Raw genomic sequence first — 14,230 nt, forward strand, 5'->3', positions numbered from 1 at the left:
TTCGCTGCCCGAACGCGGAGCCCGTCGTCGAGGGCGGATCACACGTACATCCCATGACCTTCGCGAGGGTCGATCGGCCGCTCCGGTTCGGAGGCGGTCGGCTATGGTGGAAAAGAAGGAGAAGCCGTGGACGAGACCCGCAGATTCGAGCGCGACGACATTCGGCGCGCTGCCGACGCCGCCGCTCCCGAGCGGTCGCACGACACGACCGAGACGTTCGGTCACGATGCCGATCTCTCCTTCGTCCCGTTCGGTGCCGACCTCAGCGAGACCGAGCTGGAAGCGATCGACGCCCTGCCCTCGGGGGCGGCGCTGCTGATCGTGCGCTCCGGCCCCACGACCGGCGCCCGCTACCTGCTCGACACCGACGTCACGACCGTGGGTCGACACCCCGAAGCCGACATCTTCTTCGACGACGTCACGGTCTCGCGTCGGCATGCCGAGATCACCCGCGCCGGTACGGCCTTCGAGATCGTCGACCAGCGATCCCTGAACGGCAGCTACGTCAACGGTGAGCGCGTGGACCGCTCGGCGCTGATCAACGGTGCTGAGGTGCGGATCGGCAAGTTCCGCCTCAACTTCTTCGGTTCGCCGGTCGACCTCCCGTCGGCAGAACACTGATGGCGGCAGCCCCCGCCCGCGGTCGTCCGGCGGCCTCGGGGCTGTTGAGCATCGGGCAGGTGCTCGCGAGGCTCACACCGGAGTTCCCGGCGCTGTCCTCCAGCAAGCTGCGTTTCCTCGAGGTCCAGGGCATCGTGTCGCCCACGCGAACCGACTCGGGCTACCGCAAGTTCTCGGCCGCCGATCTGGAACGACTGCGTCTGGCGCTGACCCTCCAGCGCGATCATTACCTCCCCCTCGCCGTCATCCGCGAGTACCTCGCCGACGTCGACGCAGGTCGCAACCCTGCGCCGCCGACCTCGATGCCGTCAATGACGAGCGCGCCGCGGCGGTACCGCCGCGACGATCTGCTCTCGGCATCCGGTGCGGCCCCGCAGCTGCTCAATGACGCCATCAGCACGGGCGTGATCACCGCGGCCGAGTCGTACCCCGAGCAGACCGTGGCGCTGATGCGCACGCTCGTCGCCCTGGATCGGCACGGCATCGAGCCCCGGCACGTGCGATCGCTGCGGCAGAGCGCGCAGCGCGAGGCCTCCCTCGTCGAATCGGCCCTGTCGGCGCTTCTCCGCCGCCCGGACGCCGCGTCGCGGGCACGGGCCAGCGAGCTCGCGCCCGAACTCGCGGCGCGCCTCGACGAGGTCCGCACGCTGTTCGTGCGCGAGGCCATCGACCGGATGCTGTCCTGATCGCGACACGCCGACGCCCCCGGCGCGGATGTCGTTGCCGGGGGACCCTCGCTGATCTAGCGTGGAAGCAACGAGCCGATGAGGAGGGACGCGAGCATGAACGCTGGCGACGCACTCGGTGAACCCCGGTTCGCCGCCGATCTCCTCTTCACCGACGGTCTTCCCGAGATGGACGACGACACCGGCTACCGCGGCGCGGTGGCAGCGCGTGCCGCGGGCATCACGTACCGCCAACTCGACTACTGGGCTCGTACCGAACTCGTCGTTCCCACCGTTCGCGGCGCGAGCGGGTCCGGTTCGCAGCGTCTCTACGGCTTCCGCGACATCCTCGTCCTCAAGCTCGTCAAGCGCCTGCTCGACACCGGCATCTCGCTGCAGCAGATCCGCACCGCCGTCGATCAGCTCCGCGCCGCGGGCATCCGCGACCTCGCCGGGACGACGCTCATGAGCGACGGCGCCTCGGTCTACCTGTGCACCTCGAACGACGAGGTCATCGACCTCGTCAGCCGCGGCCAGGGCGTGTTCGGCATCGCGGTCGGAAAGGTCCTGCGCGAGGTCGAGTCGACGCTCGTCGACTTCGAGACCGCGACCCCGGAGACGGTGGACGAGCTCGCCGCTCGCCGCGCCGCTCGCACGGCCTGACAGGCCCCCACAGACACGAGAACCCCGGATGCCACGGCGTCCGGGGTTCTGTTTTGTCGCTCCCTCGAAGAGAAACGCCGCCCCTGTCGAGAAACGCCGGGAGAGCGCGTTTCTCGCCAGGAACGGCGTTTCTCGATGGGATCAAGCCTGCGGTGCGTCGTTCTGCACGGGGATGCGGCCGGTGCGGACGATCCGGTCCAGCAGCGCGTCGAAATCGGCGGCGAGCTCTTGCGCGGAGTCTCCGGGCCACACGTGCAGGGGCTTCGCGGCACCCTGGGCCTGCTGGAGCGACGTGCGCTCGGGCAGCTGCGGGTTCAGGACGAGCGGCCCGAACATGTCGCGGAGCTCCTTGATGCGGAACTGGTGCTCGATCGACTGCGGACGGACGCGGTTGACCACGACGCCCAACGGCTGGAGACGAGGGGAGAGACCGCGTCGGATCTCTTCGATCGCTCGCAGCGCCCGGTCGGCGGCGGCGACGGAGAACAGCCCCGGCTCGGTGACGACGATGACGCGGTCGCTCGCGGCCCACGCCGTGCGGGTGAGGGCGTTGAGCGACGGGGCGCAGTCGATGAGGACCAGGTCGTAGTCGGCCTCGATCGTGGCCAGGGCCTCCTCGAGCTTCCACACGTCGCGCACGCTCGGGTGCGGACCGTCGAAATTGATGGCCGAGGGGCTGCCGATGAGGACGTCGATGGTGCCGGGGTGGACCTTGGCCCACCCACTCGAGGTGATCGCCTGCCGGACGACCTTCTCTTTCGGGTTGGCAAGGACGTCGGCGATGTTGAGTCGACCGGCGACCTGGATGTCCATGCCGGTGGACACGTCGGATTGCGGGTCGAGGTCGACGACGAGAGTGCGAACGCCACGTGCGAAGGCGGCAGAAGCCAGCCCGAGCGTCACGGTCGTCTTGCCGACCCCGCCTTTGAGAGAGCTGACGGAGAGTACGTGCACGAGCGTCTACGTTACCTTCCCCTAGGCTGTGAGCACATTCAGCTCCGCCAGCTTGACGTGAGGTGCGCATGTTCTCGAAAATCCTGGTCGCCAATCGCGGAGAGATCGCCATCCGCGCTTTCCGCGCCGCCTACGAGGTCGGAGCCCGCACCGTCGCGGTCTACCCGTACGAGGACCGGGCGTCGCTGCACCGGCTGAAGGCGGACGAGGCGTACCAGATCGGCGAGCGCGGCCACCCGGTGCGCGCGTACCTCGACGTCGATGAGATCATTCGCGTCGCCCGCGAGTGCGGCGCCGACGCGATCTACCCCGGGTACGGATTCTTGTCCGAGAACCCGGAGCTGGCCGAGAAGGCCGCGGCCCACGGGATCACCTTCATCGGACCGCCGGCCGAGGTCCTCTCGATGGCGGGCAACAAGGTGACGGCGAAGGAGCACGCCATCTCGGCGGGCGTCCCGGTGCTGCGGTCGACGCCGGCCTCCGACGACGTCGAAGCCCTCGTCGCACAGGCGGAGGACATCGGCTTCCCGCTGTTCGCCAAGGCCGTCGCCGGCGGTGGCGGACGCGGCATGCGTCGCGTGGAGTCGCTCGGCGAGCTGGCCCCGGCCCTGGCCGAGGCGATGCGCGAGGCGCAGAGCGCCTTCGGCGACCCGCGCATGTTCCTCGAGCAGGCCGTGCAGCGCCCGCGGCACGTCGAGGTGCAGATCCTCGCGGATGCCACGGGCGAGACGGTCCACCTCTTCGAGCGCGACTGCTCGGTGCAGCGTCGCCACCAGAAGGTCATCGAGATCGCGCCGGCCCCGAACCTCGACGACGCCGTGCGCGACGACCTGCACCGTTACGCGGTGGCCTTCGCCCGCTCGATCGGCTACCAGAACGCCGGCACGGTGGAGTTCTTGCTCGAGACCGCCGGCCCGCGGGCGGGAGAGGTCGTCTTCATCGAGATGAACCCGCGCATCCAGGTCGAGCACACCGTGACCGAGGAGGTCACCGACGTAGACCTCGTGCAGTCGCAGATGCGCATCGCTGCGGGAGAGACCCTCGCCGACCTCGATCTGACGCAGGACCGGATCCGTCTGCGCGGAGCGGCCCTGCAGTGTCGCATCACGACGGAGGACCCGACGCAAGGCTTCCGACCCGACACCGGCAAGATCACGACGTACCGTTCGCCGGGCGGTGCCGGCGTCCGTCTCGACGGCGGCACCACCGCCGCGGGGTCGCAGATCAGCCCGCACTTCGACTCCATGCTGTCCAAGCTCACGTGCCGCGGCCGCGACTTCGGTGCGGCCGTCGCCCGGGCCCGGCGCGCGCTGGCGGAGTTCCGCATCCGCGGGGTCTCGACGAACATCCCGTTCCTGCAGGCCGTGCTCGACGATCCGGCATTCGTCGCCGGCGACCTGAGCACCTCGTTCATCGACGAGCGCCCCGAGCTGTTGCGCGGGCGGGAGTCCAAGGACCGCGGGACGAAGGTGCTCGCGTGGCTTGTGGACACCACCGTCAACCGGCCCCACGGCGAGAACCCCCTCTCGGTGGATCCCGGCACCAAGCTGCCGACGCTCGACCTCGGCGTTCCCGCGCCGGCAGGTTCGCGTCAGCGGCTGCAGGAGCTCGGGCCCGAGGGCTTCGCCCGGTCGCTTCGTGCGCAGACGGCGCTGGCCGTCACCGAGACCACGTTCCGTGACGCGCACCAGTCGCTCCTGGCCACGCGCGTGCGCACCCGCGACCTCGCTCGCGTCGCCCCGTACGTCGCGCGGCTCACGCCGCAGCTCCTCTCGGTCGAGGCGTGGGGCGGGGCGACTTACGACGTCGCCCTCCGCTTCCTCGGCGAGGACCCGTGGGAGCGTCTCGACGTGCTGCGTCAGGCGCTGCCGAACGTGGCGATCCAGATGCTTCTGCGCGGGCGCAACACCGTCGGCTACACCCCGTACCCGACGGAGGTGACGGATGCCTTCGTCGCCGAGGCCGCGGCATCCGGGATCGACATCTTCCGGATCTTCGACGCGCTCAACGACGTGTCGCAGATGCGGCCCGCGATCGACGCGGTGCTCGCCACGGGAACCTCGGTCGCCGAGGTCGCCGTCTGCTACACCGGCGACCTGCTCGACCCGGCCGAGGACCTCTACACGCTCGACTACTACCTGCGCCTGGCCGAGCAGATCGTCGACGCCGGGGCGCACGTGCTGGCCATCAAGGACATGGCGGGGCTCTTGCGCCCCGCGGCAGCTGCGCGACTGGTCACGGCTCTGCGTGAACGGTTCGACCTGCCCGTGCACGTCCACACCCACGACACGGCCGGCGGACAGCTCGCGACGCTGCTCGCCGCGTCCGCGGCCGGGGCGGATGCCGTCGACGCCGCCGCAGCGCCCATGTCGGGCACCACGAGCCAGCCGTCGCTCTCGGCCCTGGTGGCCGCGCTCGCGCACACCGAGCGCGATACGGGCCTCGACCTGTCGGCCGTCTCCGACCTCGAGCCGTACTGGGAGTCCGTGCGGCACCTGTACGGCCCGTTCGAGTCGGGCCTGCCCGGTCCCACGGGACGCGTCTACCACCACGAGATCCCCGGCGGGCAGCTGTCGAACCTCCGGCAGCAGGCGATCGCGCTCGGGCTCGCCGACGATTTCGAGCTCATCGAGGACATGTACGCCGCGGCGAACCGGATCCTCGGTCGTGTTCCCAAGGTGACGCCGTCATCGAAGGTCGTGGGCGATCTCGCCCTGCACCTGGCCGCGGTCAAGGCCGACCCCGTCGACTTCGAGCGCAACCCCGAGAAGTACGACGTCCCTGACTCGGTGGTGTCGTTCATGGCGGGCGAGCTCGGCGATCTGCCGGGCGGGTGGCCGGAGCCGTTCCGGACGCGGGTCCTGGCCGGTCGCGACGTCAAGATCGGCATCACCCCGCTCACCGCCGACGACACGGCCGCCCTCGCGGGTGACTCGGCGACGCGGCGTGCGCGCTTGAACTCCCTGCTCTTCCCGGCGCCGACGCGCACGTTCCTCGAGACGCGCGAGAGCTTCGGCGACCTCAGCGTCCTCGACACCGCCGACTACCTCTACGGACTTCGCGCCGGTGAGGAGCACACCGTCGAGATCGAACGGGGCGTGCAGCTCTTCGTCGGGCTGGAAGCGATCGGCGACGCCGACGACAAGGGCATGCGAACGGTCATGACGACGCTCAACGGGCAGCTGCGACCGGTGTTCGTGCGCGACCGGTCGATCGACGTCGAGGCGCGACAGGCAGAGAAAGCCGACACGTCGAAGCCCGGCCAGGTCGCCGCTCCGTTCTCGGGCGTGGTCACGCTCAAGGCCGCCGTGGGCGACCGGGTCGTCGCCGGTCAGGCGGTGGCGTCGATCGAGGCGATGAAGATGGAGGCGGCGATCACGAGCTCCGTCGACGGAGTGGTGGAACGGCTCACCGTCGGCGCTACGCAGCAGGTCGAGGCGGGCGACCTTTTGCTCGTGGTCCGTCCCTCGCAGTAGCCTGAGAGGGGGCGCTTTTCGCGTCCCCTTTTTCTTTGGAGACTGCAGTGACCCCCGACCGCACCGACGAGACCCCCGACGACGATGCCGAACACGGCGTCCTCGACCACAGCGGAACTCTCGACACGGCCAGCATCAGCATGCTCGGTGGAGACATCGCGCAGGTCAGTGTCGACCTTCCGGTGACCGATGACGACGAGGTCGACGACGACGTGGTCGAGGACGAGATGCCCGTCATCGACGCCGAATCCCGCGCTTTCGAGGTCGTCGGTATCGTGCACGTCCCCGACGTCGACGGCCCGCCGTTGCTCACCCACGTTCCCGACCCCGAGGTCGCGGCGACGACGCACGATCCCGCGCTCGAGGAGTTGCCCACCGGCGACATCATCCTCGAGCCGCACGACGACGTCGAGGCGGACGACATCGAGATCGACGTCCACGACGCCGAGATCGTCGCCGACGGCGACGGCGACGCAGCTCCGGAGCCCGAGGTCGGCGAGCCGGAGGCGTTCGTCGAAGACGAGCTGCGGGATGCCGAGTCGGCCGCTGAGGCAGATGAGACCGAGGCCGAGCCGGAGGTCGTGTCGGAGCCCGAGGCCGACGCTGAGTTCGAGGCCGAGCCGGAGGTCGTGGCGGTGTCCGAGGCCGACGCTGAGTTCGAGGATGAGCCGGAGGTCGTGGCGGTGTCCGAGGCCGACGCTGAGTTCGAGGATGAGCCCGAGGTCGTGGCGGAGCCCGAGGCCGACGCTCAGTTCGAGGATGAGCCCGAGGTCGAGGCCGAGCCCGTCGACGGGCAGGGCAGCGAGTCCGACGACGCCGTGGTCGAGGGGGAGACGCTCGCGGACGACGCGGGGGGAGAGGACGAGCAGACCGACCCCGAGCCGGTCGCCGCCGCCGCCGCGCCCGAAGTCGAAGCCGATGCCGATGACCTCGCCGCCGACGAGCCTCAGCCCGGGGCCGCCGACCACGTCGCTTCCGCGCACGTCGATGCCGTCACCGAAGAGCGTGAGACAGCGTCGACCCCCGACGCGCCGGTGACCGAGACCGTCCCCACGGTCGTGGCCGCCGGAGGCGAATCCGGATCGCAGACCAGCGACCCCGCGACGGGCCCGGTGCCGCGCACGCGCGCCGAGCGCGCCGCGACCGGCGTGATCGGCACCGTTCCCTTGACGCGTCGCGAGGTCCAGCAGGCCGACGAGGCCGCACGTTCCGGGCGTGTCCACGCGGCGGAGCGGGTGCGCACTCCCGGTGCCGATGTCACCTTGGCATCCAAGCGCCTCGGCGAGATCGACGACGCCCGCGAGAGCCCCGATCTGCTCACCGCCGACCGTCTGCTCGATCCGCGTCAGATCTCGCGTCCCGAGCCCGAGGGACTGTGGCAGCAGCTCGTGTACTCCGTCTCCCGACACCGCATCAACCTCGGCGACGGTCGCCGCGTCCGCGCGCGTAAGGACCTCGACCGCCGCATCTCCGCCCCGCTGGCGGGCGAGCCGCGCTTCGTGCCGGTCCTCTCGCGCAAGGGGGGCGTGGGCAAGACGACGATCACGTCTCTGCTGGGCATGGCCCTCGCCGACGCCCGCGATGACCGGGTCATCGCCGTCGATGCGAACCCCGACCGCGGAACGCTCGCCGATCGCGTGGGCCGCGCCAACGGGCGGACGGTCCGCGACCTCGTGCGCGCGCACGACGACGTCACCGGGTACGGCGACGTCTCGTCGATCGTGGCCCGCGATGTCACGCGGCTGGACGTCCTGGCATCCGATTCCGATCCCCGGGTCTCCGAGGCGTTCAGCGATGAGGACTATCGTCGCGTCGCCGACGTCGCCGCGCACTACTACTCGATCGTCCTCACCGACACGGGGACGGGCATCGTCCACTCGGTCATGGAGGCCACGCTCGAGCTGTCCGACGCCCTCGTCGTGGTCGCGGGCCTCTCGGTCGACGAGGCGCGGCTGGCGTCCGAGACGCTGACGTGGCTCGAGACGAACGGCTATGCCGACCGTGTGCGCAACGCGGTCGTCGTGCTGAACAACGCCCGGCCGGGAGCCCCCCTCGTGCGCGAGAGCGAGCTCGAGGCGCACTTCCGCACCCGCGTCCGCTCCGTCATCCGGATGCCCTACGACGCCCACGTCGCCGCCGGCAGCGCGATCGCGTTCCGCGACCTGCAGCCGGCCACCCGGCAGGCCGCGCGCGAACTCGCCGCCGCCGTCGTCGAGGGCCTGCGCACCCCGGCGGCCGCAGCATGACGGTCCGGCCGATCCGTCTCTTCGGCGACCCGGTCCTGCGCGCCCCCAGTGCGCCGATCGAGACGATCGACGACGGCATCCGCGCTCTCGTCCGCGATCTCCTCGACACGGTCGAGCCGCCCGGACGCGCCGGCGTCGCTGCACCGCAGATCGGTGTCGGTCTGCGTGCGTTCAGCTACAACATCGACGGGGACATCGGCTACGTCCTGAATCCCGTGCTCGTCGAGACGCGAGGCGAGCCGGAACTCGTGGGCGAGGGATGCCTCTCGGTCCCGGGGCTGTGGCACGACGCGGTGCGCTACCCGTGGGCCAAGGTCGTGGGCATCGATCTCGACGGCAACGAAGTGGTCCTCGAGGGGGAGGGGCTGCTCGCTCAGGCCCTCCAGCACGAGACCGACCACCTCGACGGCACGCTGTACCTCTCGCGGTTGCCCGCCGAGACGCGCCGCGAGGCGATGCGACAGGTCCGCGAGAGCGACTGGTTCTGACCCCACTGCCTCCCCGCGTGTCACCAGAACAGGGGATGCAACGAGAACAGGCCGATCCGTGAGGGATCGGCCTGTTCCTGTGTCAGCCCCTGTTCTCGGAACGGGGGCTGACGGCGCTCAGGGGAGCGAGACGTTCGTGGTGTTGATCGGCACGGCGTAGATGTCCTCGATCGCCTCGGCGAAGTCGCTCACGATGATGTTCCGCTTGATGCTCATCTTGGGCGTGAGGTGTCCGCTGGCCTCGGTCCATTCGGTGGCGAGGATCGTGAACTTGCGGATCGACTCGGCGCGCGAGACGCGGGCGTTGGCCCGGTCGATCGCCGCTTGCACCTCGGCCCGCACCTTCTCGTGGGATGCCGCGTCGACGAGCGACATGTCGGCGGGCAGGCCGTTGTTGGCCAGCCACGTCGGCAGCATCTCGGGGTCGAGGGTCACCAGGGCCGAGATGAACGGCTTGTGGTCTCCGACGACGACGACCTGGCCGACGATCGGGTTGGCGCGGATGGGGTCCTCGAGCGCGGCGGGGGCGACGTTCTTCCCGCCGGCGGTCACGATGATCTCTTTCTTGCGACCCGTGATCGAGAGGAACCCGTCGGCGTCGAACGCACCGATGTCACCGGTCTTGAACCAGTCGCCGTCGAACGCCTCGGCCGTGGCCTCGGGGTTGCGCCAGTACTCGGCGAACACATTGATGCCGCGCACCTGGATCTCGCCGTCGTCGGCGAGACGCACGCTCACGCCCGGGAGCACGGGGCCCACGGTGCCGATCTTGGACTTCGTGGCGAGGTTCACGGTGGCGGGCGCGGTGGTCTCGGTCAGGCCGTAGCCCTCGAGGATCACCACGCCGAGGCTGCGGAAGAAGTGCCCGAGGCGCGGGCCGAGGGGAGCGGACCCCGACACGGCGTATACGACGCGTCCGCCCATGGCATCCCGCAGCTTCGAATAGACCAGCTTGTCGAACAGCGCGAACTTGATCTTCAGCAGCAGCGGGATGGACCGGCCCTGCTGCTCGCGCTCGGAGTGCTCGACGGCGGCGGCCGCGGCGGCGCGGAAGATCTTGCCCTTGCCGCCGGCCTCGGCCTTCTGCTCGGCCGAGTTGTAGACCTTCTCGAACACGCGGGGCACCGCGAGGAGGAACGTCGGGCGGAAGGAGCCCAGGGCCGGCAGCAGCTGCTTCGTGTCGGGCTGGTGACCGGTCTTCACCCCCGCATGGACGTTCAGCAGCGAGATGAAGCGGGCGAAGACGTGCGCCGTCGTGATGAACAGCAGCGTCGACGCGCCCGGGGTCTCGACGACCTCGTGCAGGGCCTTGGCGGAGTTGCGCGCCAGTTCGACGAAGTTGCCGTGGGTGAGGACGCAGCCCTTCGGGCGACCGGTCGAGCCCGACGTGTAGATGAGGGTCGCGATGTCGGAGCTGTTCGCGATCGCTCGACGCCGCGCGATCTCGGCGTCGTCCACCTCGGCGCCGCGGGCCACGAGGACGTCGAGGTCGCCGGCGTGCATCGCCCAGACCTCGCGCAGCAGCGGGAGGTCGCTGCGGACCTCGTCGAGGCGCTGTCCGTGTTCGGTGGACTCCACGATCGCGGCGATGGCGCCCGAGTCGGAGAGGATCCACGAGATCTGGGCCGGCGAACTCGTCTCGTACACCGGGACCATGACCGCGCCGGCGTAGAACAGCGCGAAGTCCACGAGGGTCCAGTCGTAAGTGGTCCGCGCGATGAACGCGACCTTCTCGCCGGGCTGGATGCCGGCGGCGACGAAGCCCTTGGCGAGGGCGATGACCTGCTGCTCGAAGTCACGAGCGGACACGTCGCGCCAGTCGGCACCGTCGGGAACCGCGAACAGCGGCCGGTCGGGCGTGGCGGACACGCGGTCGGCGAGCAGATCGGACACGTTCGCGGACGGGTCTGCGGGAACGACGGCGGGAAGGTCGAACTGGATCACGGTAACTCCTTTGGCACCGGAAAGAACGTCGATCGGTTCGTCGAGTCTAGTCGTACGTTCCGCCGCGCCTCCGAGGGGACGGCGGTGTCGGCGGCGTTCCGCGGCGATGACTAGACTGCTGCGGGCCGAGCCGCGGGGCGGGCCGGAGAGGAGCGCCGTGCGCAACGTCGGTATCGACATCGGAGGCACGAAGATCGCCGGCGGAGTCGTCGAGGAGGACGGCACGATCGTCGAGAAGCTCCGGGTGGACACCCCCATCGACCCGGCGGCTCTCGTCGACGCGGTCGTCGACATGGCCGACCACTTGCGTCGTGCGTACGACGTGCACGCCATCGGCGTCGCCGCCGCCGGTTTCATCAGCTCCGACCGCAGCACGGTCATTTACGCCCCGAACATCGACTGGCGCAACGAACCCCTGCGCGCGCGCCTCGAGGACCGTCTCGACGCGCCCGTGACGATCGAGAACGACGCCAACGCGGCGGGCTGGGGCGAGTACCGCTTCGGCGCCGGACAGGGCGTGCGCGACATGGTGATGCTGACGATGGGCACCGGCGTCGGCGGCGCCGTCGTCACCGACGGCGAGCTGTTCCGCGGCGGCCACGGCATCGGGGGTGAGCTCGGGCACATGCGCTTCGTGCGCGGCGGGCACCCCTGCGGGTGCGGGCAGAACGGATGCCTCGAGCAGTACGCCTCGGGCCGCGCGCTGCAGCGCGAGGCCAACGCCATCGCGGACGAGGGCGGCATCGGCGCAGCTCTGGCCGCGGTGCGCGCGGAGAAGGGCGCGATCCCCGGGCCGGCGGTCTCGCGCCTCGTGCTGGCCGGCGACCCGGGCGCCATCGAGGCGCTGCGGCGCGTGGCCACGGCCCTCGGCGAGGCGTGCGGCGGGTTCCAGGCCGTCCTCGACCCCGAGTTGTTCGTGATCGGCGGGGGAGTGGCTCAGCTCGGCGCCGACCTTCTCGTTCCGGTGAAGCTCGCGTACGAGACGTCGCTTCCGGGATACGGTGAACGTCCGGTGGCGGAGTTCACCATCGCACGCTTGGGCAACGACGCCGGTCTCATCGGGGTCGCCGACCTCGCCGGGAAGGAGCGCTGACGATGTTCTACTGGCTCATGAAGTACGTGGTCATCGGGCCGGTCATCAAGGCCGTGTTCCGACCGTGGATCGTGGGTCGGCGCAACATCCCGCGGGAGGGGGCGGCGATCCTCGCCAGCAACCACCTGTCGTTCTCCGACTCGATCTTCCTCCCGCTGATGATCGACCGCCGGATGGCGTTCCTGGCCAAGAGCGACTACTTCACCGGTCGCGGGCTCAAGGGCTGGGCGACGCGGTTGTTCTTCACCGCGACCGGGCAGCTCCCCATCGACCGGTCCGGCGGCAAGGCATCCGAGGCCTCGCTCAACACGGGTCTAGGCGTCCTCGGGCGCGGGGAACTCCTCGGCATCTACCCCGAGGGCACGCGCAGCCCCGACGGGACGTTGTACCGCGGCCGCACGGGAATCGCCCGCATGGCTCTCGAGGCGCGGGTACCCGTGATCCCGGTGGTGATGGTCGACACCGGCGCCGTCATGCCGATCGGCCAGCGACTGCCGCGCGTCGGTCGCGTCGGCATCGTCATCGGCGAGCCGCTGGACTTCTCCCGCTTCGAGGGGATGGAGAGCGACCGCTACATTCTGCGCTCCGTCACCGATGAGATCATGGTCGCCCTGCAGCGGCTCGGCGAGCAGCGGTACGAGGACGTGTACGCGTCCACCGTGAAGGACCGCCTGGCCAGCGCCCAGGCGGCGAAGGCGCCGTCGGCGCGCCACTAGACTTCAGGGGTGAATCAGCAGCTCCACGACCTCGACCACTGGCGGACCCTGCCCATCAAGCAGCAGCCCCAGTGGTATGACGAGGCCGCGGTGGCCGCGGCATCCGCCGAACTGGCCACCCTTCCGCCGCTCGTCTTCGCCGGCGAGGTCGACAACCTCCGTGACCGTCTGGCCCGTGCCGCGGCCGGTCAGGCGTTTCTCCTGCAGGGCGGCGACTGCGCCGAGACCTTCGCGGGCGCGACAGCCGAGCAGATCCGCAACCGCATCAAGACCGTCCTGCAGATGGCGGTCGTGCTCACCTACGGGGCGTCGATGCCGGTGGTGAAGATGGGGCGTATGGCGGGTCAATTCGCCAAGCCTCGCTCGAGCGACACCGAGACCCGGGGCGACGTGACGCTGCCGGCGTACCGCGGCGACATCGTCAACGGCTACGACTTCACCGAGGAGTCCCGCAAGGCCGACCCCGCGCGTCTGCTCAAGGGCTACCACACCGCCGCCTCGACGCTGAACCTCATCCGCGCTTTCACGCAGGGCGGGTTCGCCGACCTGCGCGAGGTGCACAGCTGGAACAAGGGTTTCGCGAGCAACCCCGCCAACCAGGCGTACGAGCGCATGGCGGCCGAGATCGACCGTGCGATCAAGTTCATGGAGGCCGCGGGCGCCAACTTCGACGAGCTCACGCGCGTCGAGTTCTACACGGGCCACGAGGGACTCCTCATGGACTACGAGCGCCCCATGACCCGCATCGACTCGCGCACGGGCCTGCCCTACAACACCTCGTCGCACTTCCAGTGGATCGGTGAGCGCACGCGCGAGCTCGACGGCGCGCACGTCGACTACTTCTCGAAGATCCGCAACCCCATCGGTGTGAAGCTCGGCCCGAGCACGACGCCCGAGGCGGCGCTGGCCCTCATCGACAAGCTCGACCCCGAGCGCGAGCCGGGTCGTCTGACGTTCATCACGCGCATGGGTGCCGGCAAGATCCGCGACGCCCTGCCGCCGCTGCTCGAGGCCGTCCGCGATGCGGGCGCCACGCCGCTGTGGGTCACCGACCCGATGCACGGCAACGGCATCACGACACCGACCGGCTACAAGACGCGCCGCTTCGACGACGTCGTCGACGAGGTGCGCGGGTTCTTCGACGCGCACCGCCAGGTGGGGACGCACCCCGGTGGCATCCACGTCGAACTGACCGGCGACGACGTGACCGAGTGCCTCGGCGGATCCGAGATGATCGACGAGGCCACCCTCGCGACGCGGTACGAGAGCCTGTGCGACCCGCGCCTGAACCACCGTCAGAGCCTGGAGCTGGCGTTCCTCGTCGCCGAGGAACTCGAGAACCGCTGACGCCCGACACCGAGATG

The 14,230-nt window shown here is 70.1% G+C and carries 11 protein-coding genes; 9 read left to right on the forward strand and 2 right to left on the reverse strand.

What is annotated here, in order from left to right:
• Positions 1-126: 126 nt before the first annotated feature.
• The 3 genes from AC3E6M_RS10615 (at position 127) to AC3E6M_RS10625 (ending at position 1,949) form a co-directional block, all read left to right on the forward strand.
• Positions 127-621, forward strand: a complete 495-nt coding sequence (locus AC3E6M_RS10615; RefSeq protein ID WP_138174835.1) for an FHA domain-containing protein — start codon at positions 127-129, stop codon at positions 619-621.
• Entirely contained in the window at positions 621-1,307 is a 687-nt protein-coding gene (ftsR, locus tag AC3E6M_RS10620; RefSeq protein ID WP_292900328.1) for a transcriptional regulator FtsR, read from the forward strand. Before AC3E6M_RS10615 ends, ftsR begins: the two co-directional genes overlap by 1 nt.
• Positions 1,308-1,403: 96 nt before the next feature.
• Complete coding sequence (locus AC3E6M_RS10625) at positions 1,404-1,949, forward strand: MerR family transcriptional regulator (protein WP_138174839.1); 546 nt, start codon at positions 1,404-1,406, stop codon at positions 1,947-1,949.
• Positions 1,950-2,090: 141 nt separating this feature from the next.
• Here AC3E6M_RS10625 and AC3E6M_RS10630 read toward each other — a convergent pair whose 3' ends face one another.
• Positions 2,091-2,903 (reverse strand): ParA family protein, encoded by an 813-nt coding sequence (locus tag AC3E6M_RS10630; protein WP_292900329.1) that lies wholly within the window; start codon positions 2,901-2,903, stop codon positions 2,091-2,093.
• Between the two features lie 68 nt (positions 2,904-2,971).
• Here AC3E6M_RS10630 and AC3E6M_RS10635 point away from each other — a divergent pair, with 68 nt between their 5' ends.
• The 3 genes from AC3E6M_RS10635 to AC3E6M_RS10645 are packed head-to-tail and all read left to right on the forward strand — an operon-like array spanning position 2,972 to position 9,113.
• A complete protein-coding gene (locus AC3E6M_RS10635) occupies positions 2,972-6,379 on the forward strand; it encodes a pyruvate carboxylase (protein ID WP_490529854.1) in 3,408 nt (1,135 codons plus the stop codon).
• Between the two features lie 47 nt (positions 6,380-6,426).
• Positions 6,427-8,625 (forward strand): MinD/ParA family ATP-binding protein, encoded by a 2,199-nt coding sequence (locus AC3E6M_RS10640; RefSeq protein WP_490529855.1) that lies wholly within the window; start codon positions 6,427-6,429, stop codon positions 8,623-8,625.
• Positions 8,622-9,113: a peptide deformylase gene (locus tag AC3E6M_RS10645; protein WP_138174845.1), complete on the forward strand. Its 492-nt coding sequence runs from the start codon at positions 8,622-8,624 to the stop codon at positions 9,111-9,113. Before AC3E6M_RS10640 ends, AC3E6M_RS10645 begins: the two co-directional genes overlap by 4 nt.
• Positions 9,114-9,230: 117 nt before the next feature.
• On the opposite strand, the gene AC3E6M_RS10650 is transcribed toward AC3E6M_RS10645, so the two are convergent.
• A complete protein-coding gene (locus tag AC3E6M_RS10650; RefSeq protein ID WP_490529856.1) occupies positions 9,231-11,057 on the reverse strand; it encodes an AMP-dependent synthetase/ligase in 1,827 nt (608 codons plus the stop codon).
• A gap of 157 nt (positions 11,058-11,214) precedes the next feature.
• Between AC3E6M_RS10650 and AC3E6M_RS10655 the strand changes: the two genes are divergently transcribed.
• Genes AC3E6M_RS10655 through AC3E6M_RS10665 form a run of 3 tightly spaced genes read left to right on the forward strand, consistent with a single transcriptional unit; the run spans position 11,215 to position 14,213 of the window.
• Positions 11,215-12,150: an ROK family glucokinase gene (locus AC3E6M_RS10655; protein ID WP_490529857.1), complete on the forward strand. Its 936-nt coding sequence runs from the start codon at positions 11,215-11,217 to the stop codon at positions 12,148-12,150.
• A 2-nt stretch (positions 12,151-12,152) separates the two neighbouring features.
• Entirely contained in the window at positions 12,153-12,866 is a 714-nt protein-coding gene (locus AC3E6M_RS10660; RefSeq protein WP_138174851.1) for a lysophospholipid acyltransferase family protein, read from the forward strand.
• A 9-nt stretch (positions 12,867-12,875) separates the two neighbouring features.
• Positions 12,876-14,213, forward strand: a complete 1,338-nt coding sequence (locus tag AC3E6M_RS10665) for a class II 3-deoxy-7-phosphoheptulonate synthase (protein ID WP_490529858.1) — start codon at positions 12,876-12,878, stop codon at positions 14,211-14,213.
• The last annotated feature ends 17 nt before the right edge of the window (positions 14,214-14,230 follow it).

Source organism: Microbacterium sp. SCPM-O-B-15248 (M128) (assembly GCF_058214835.1).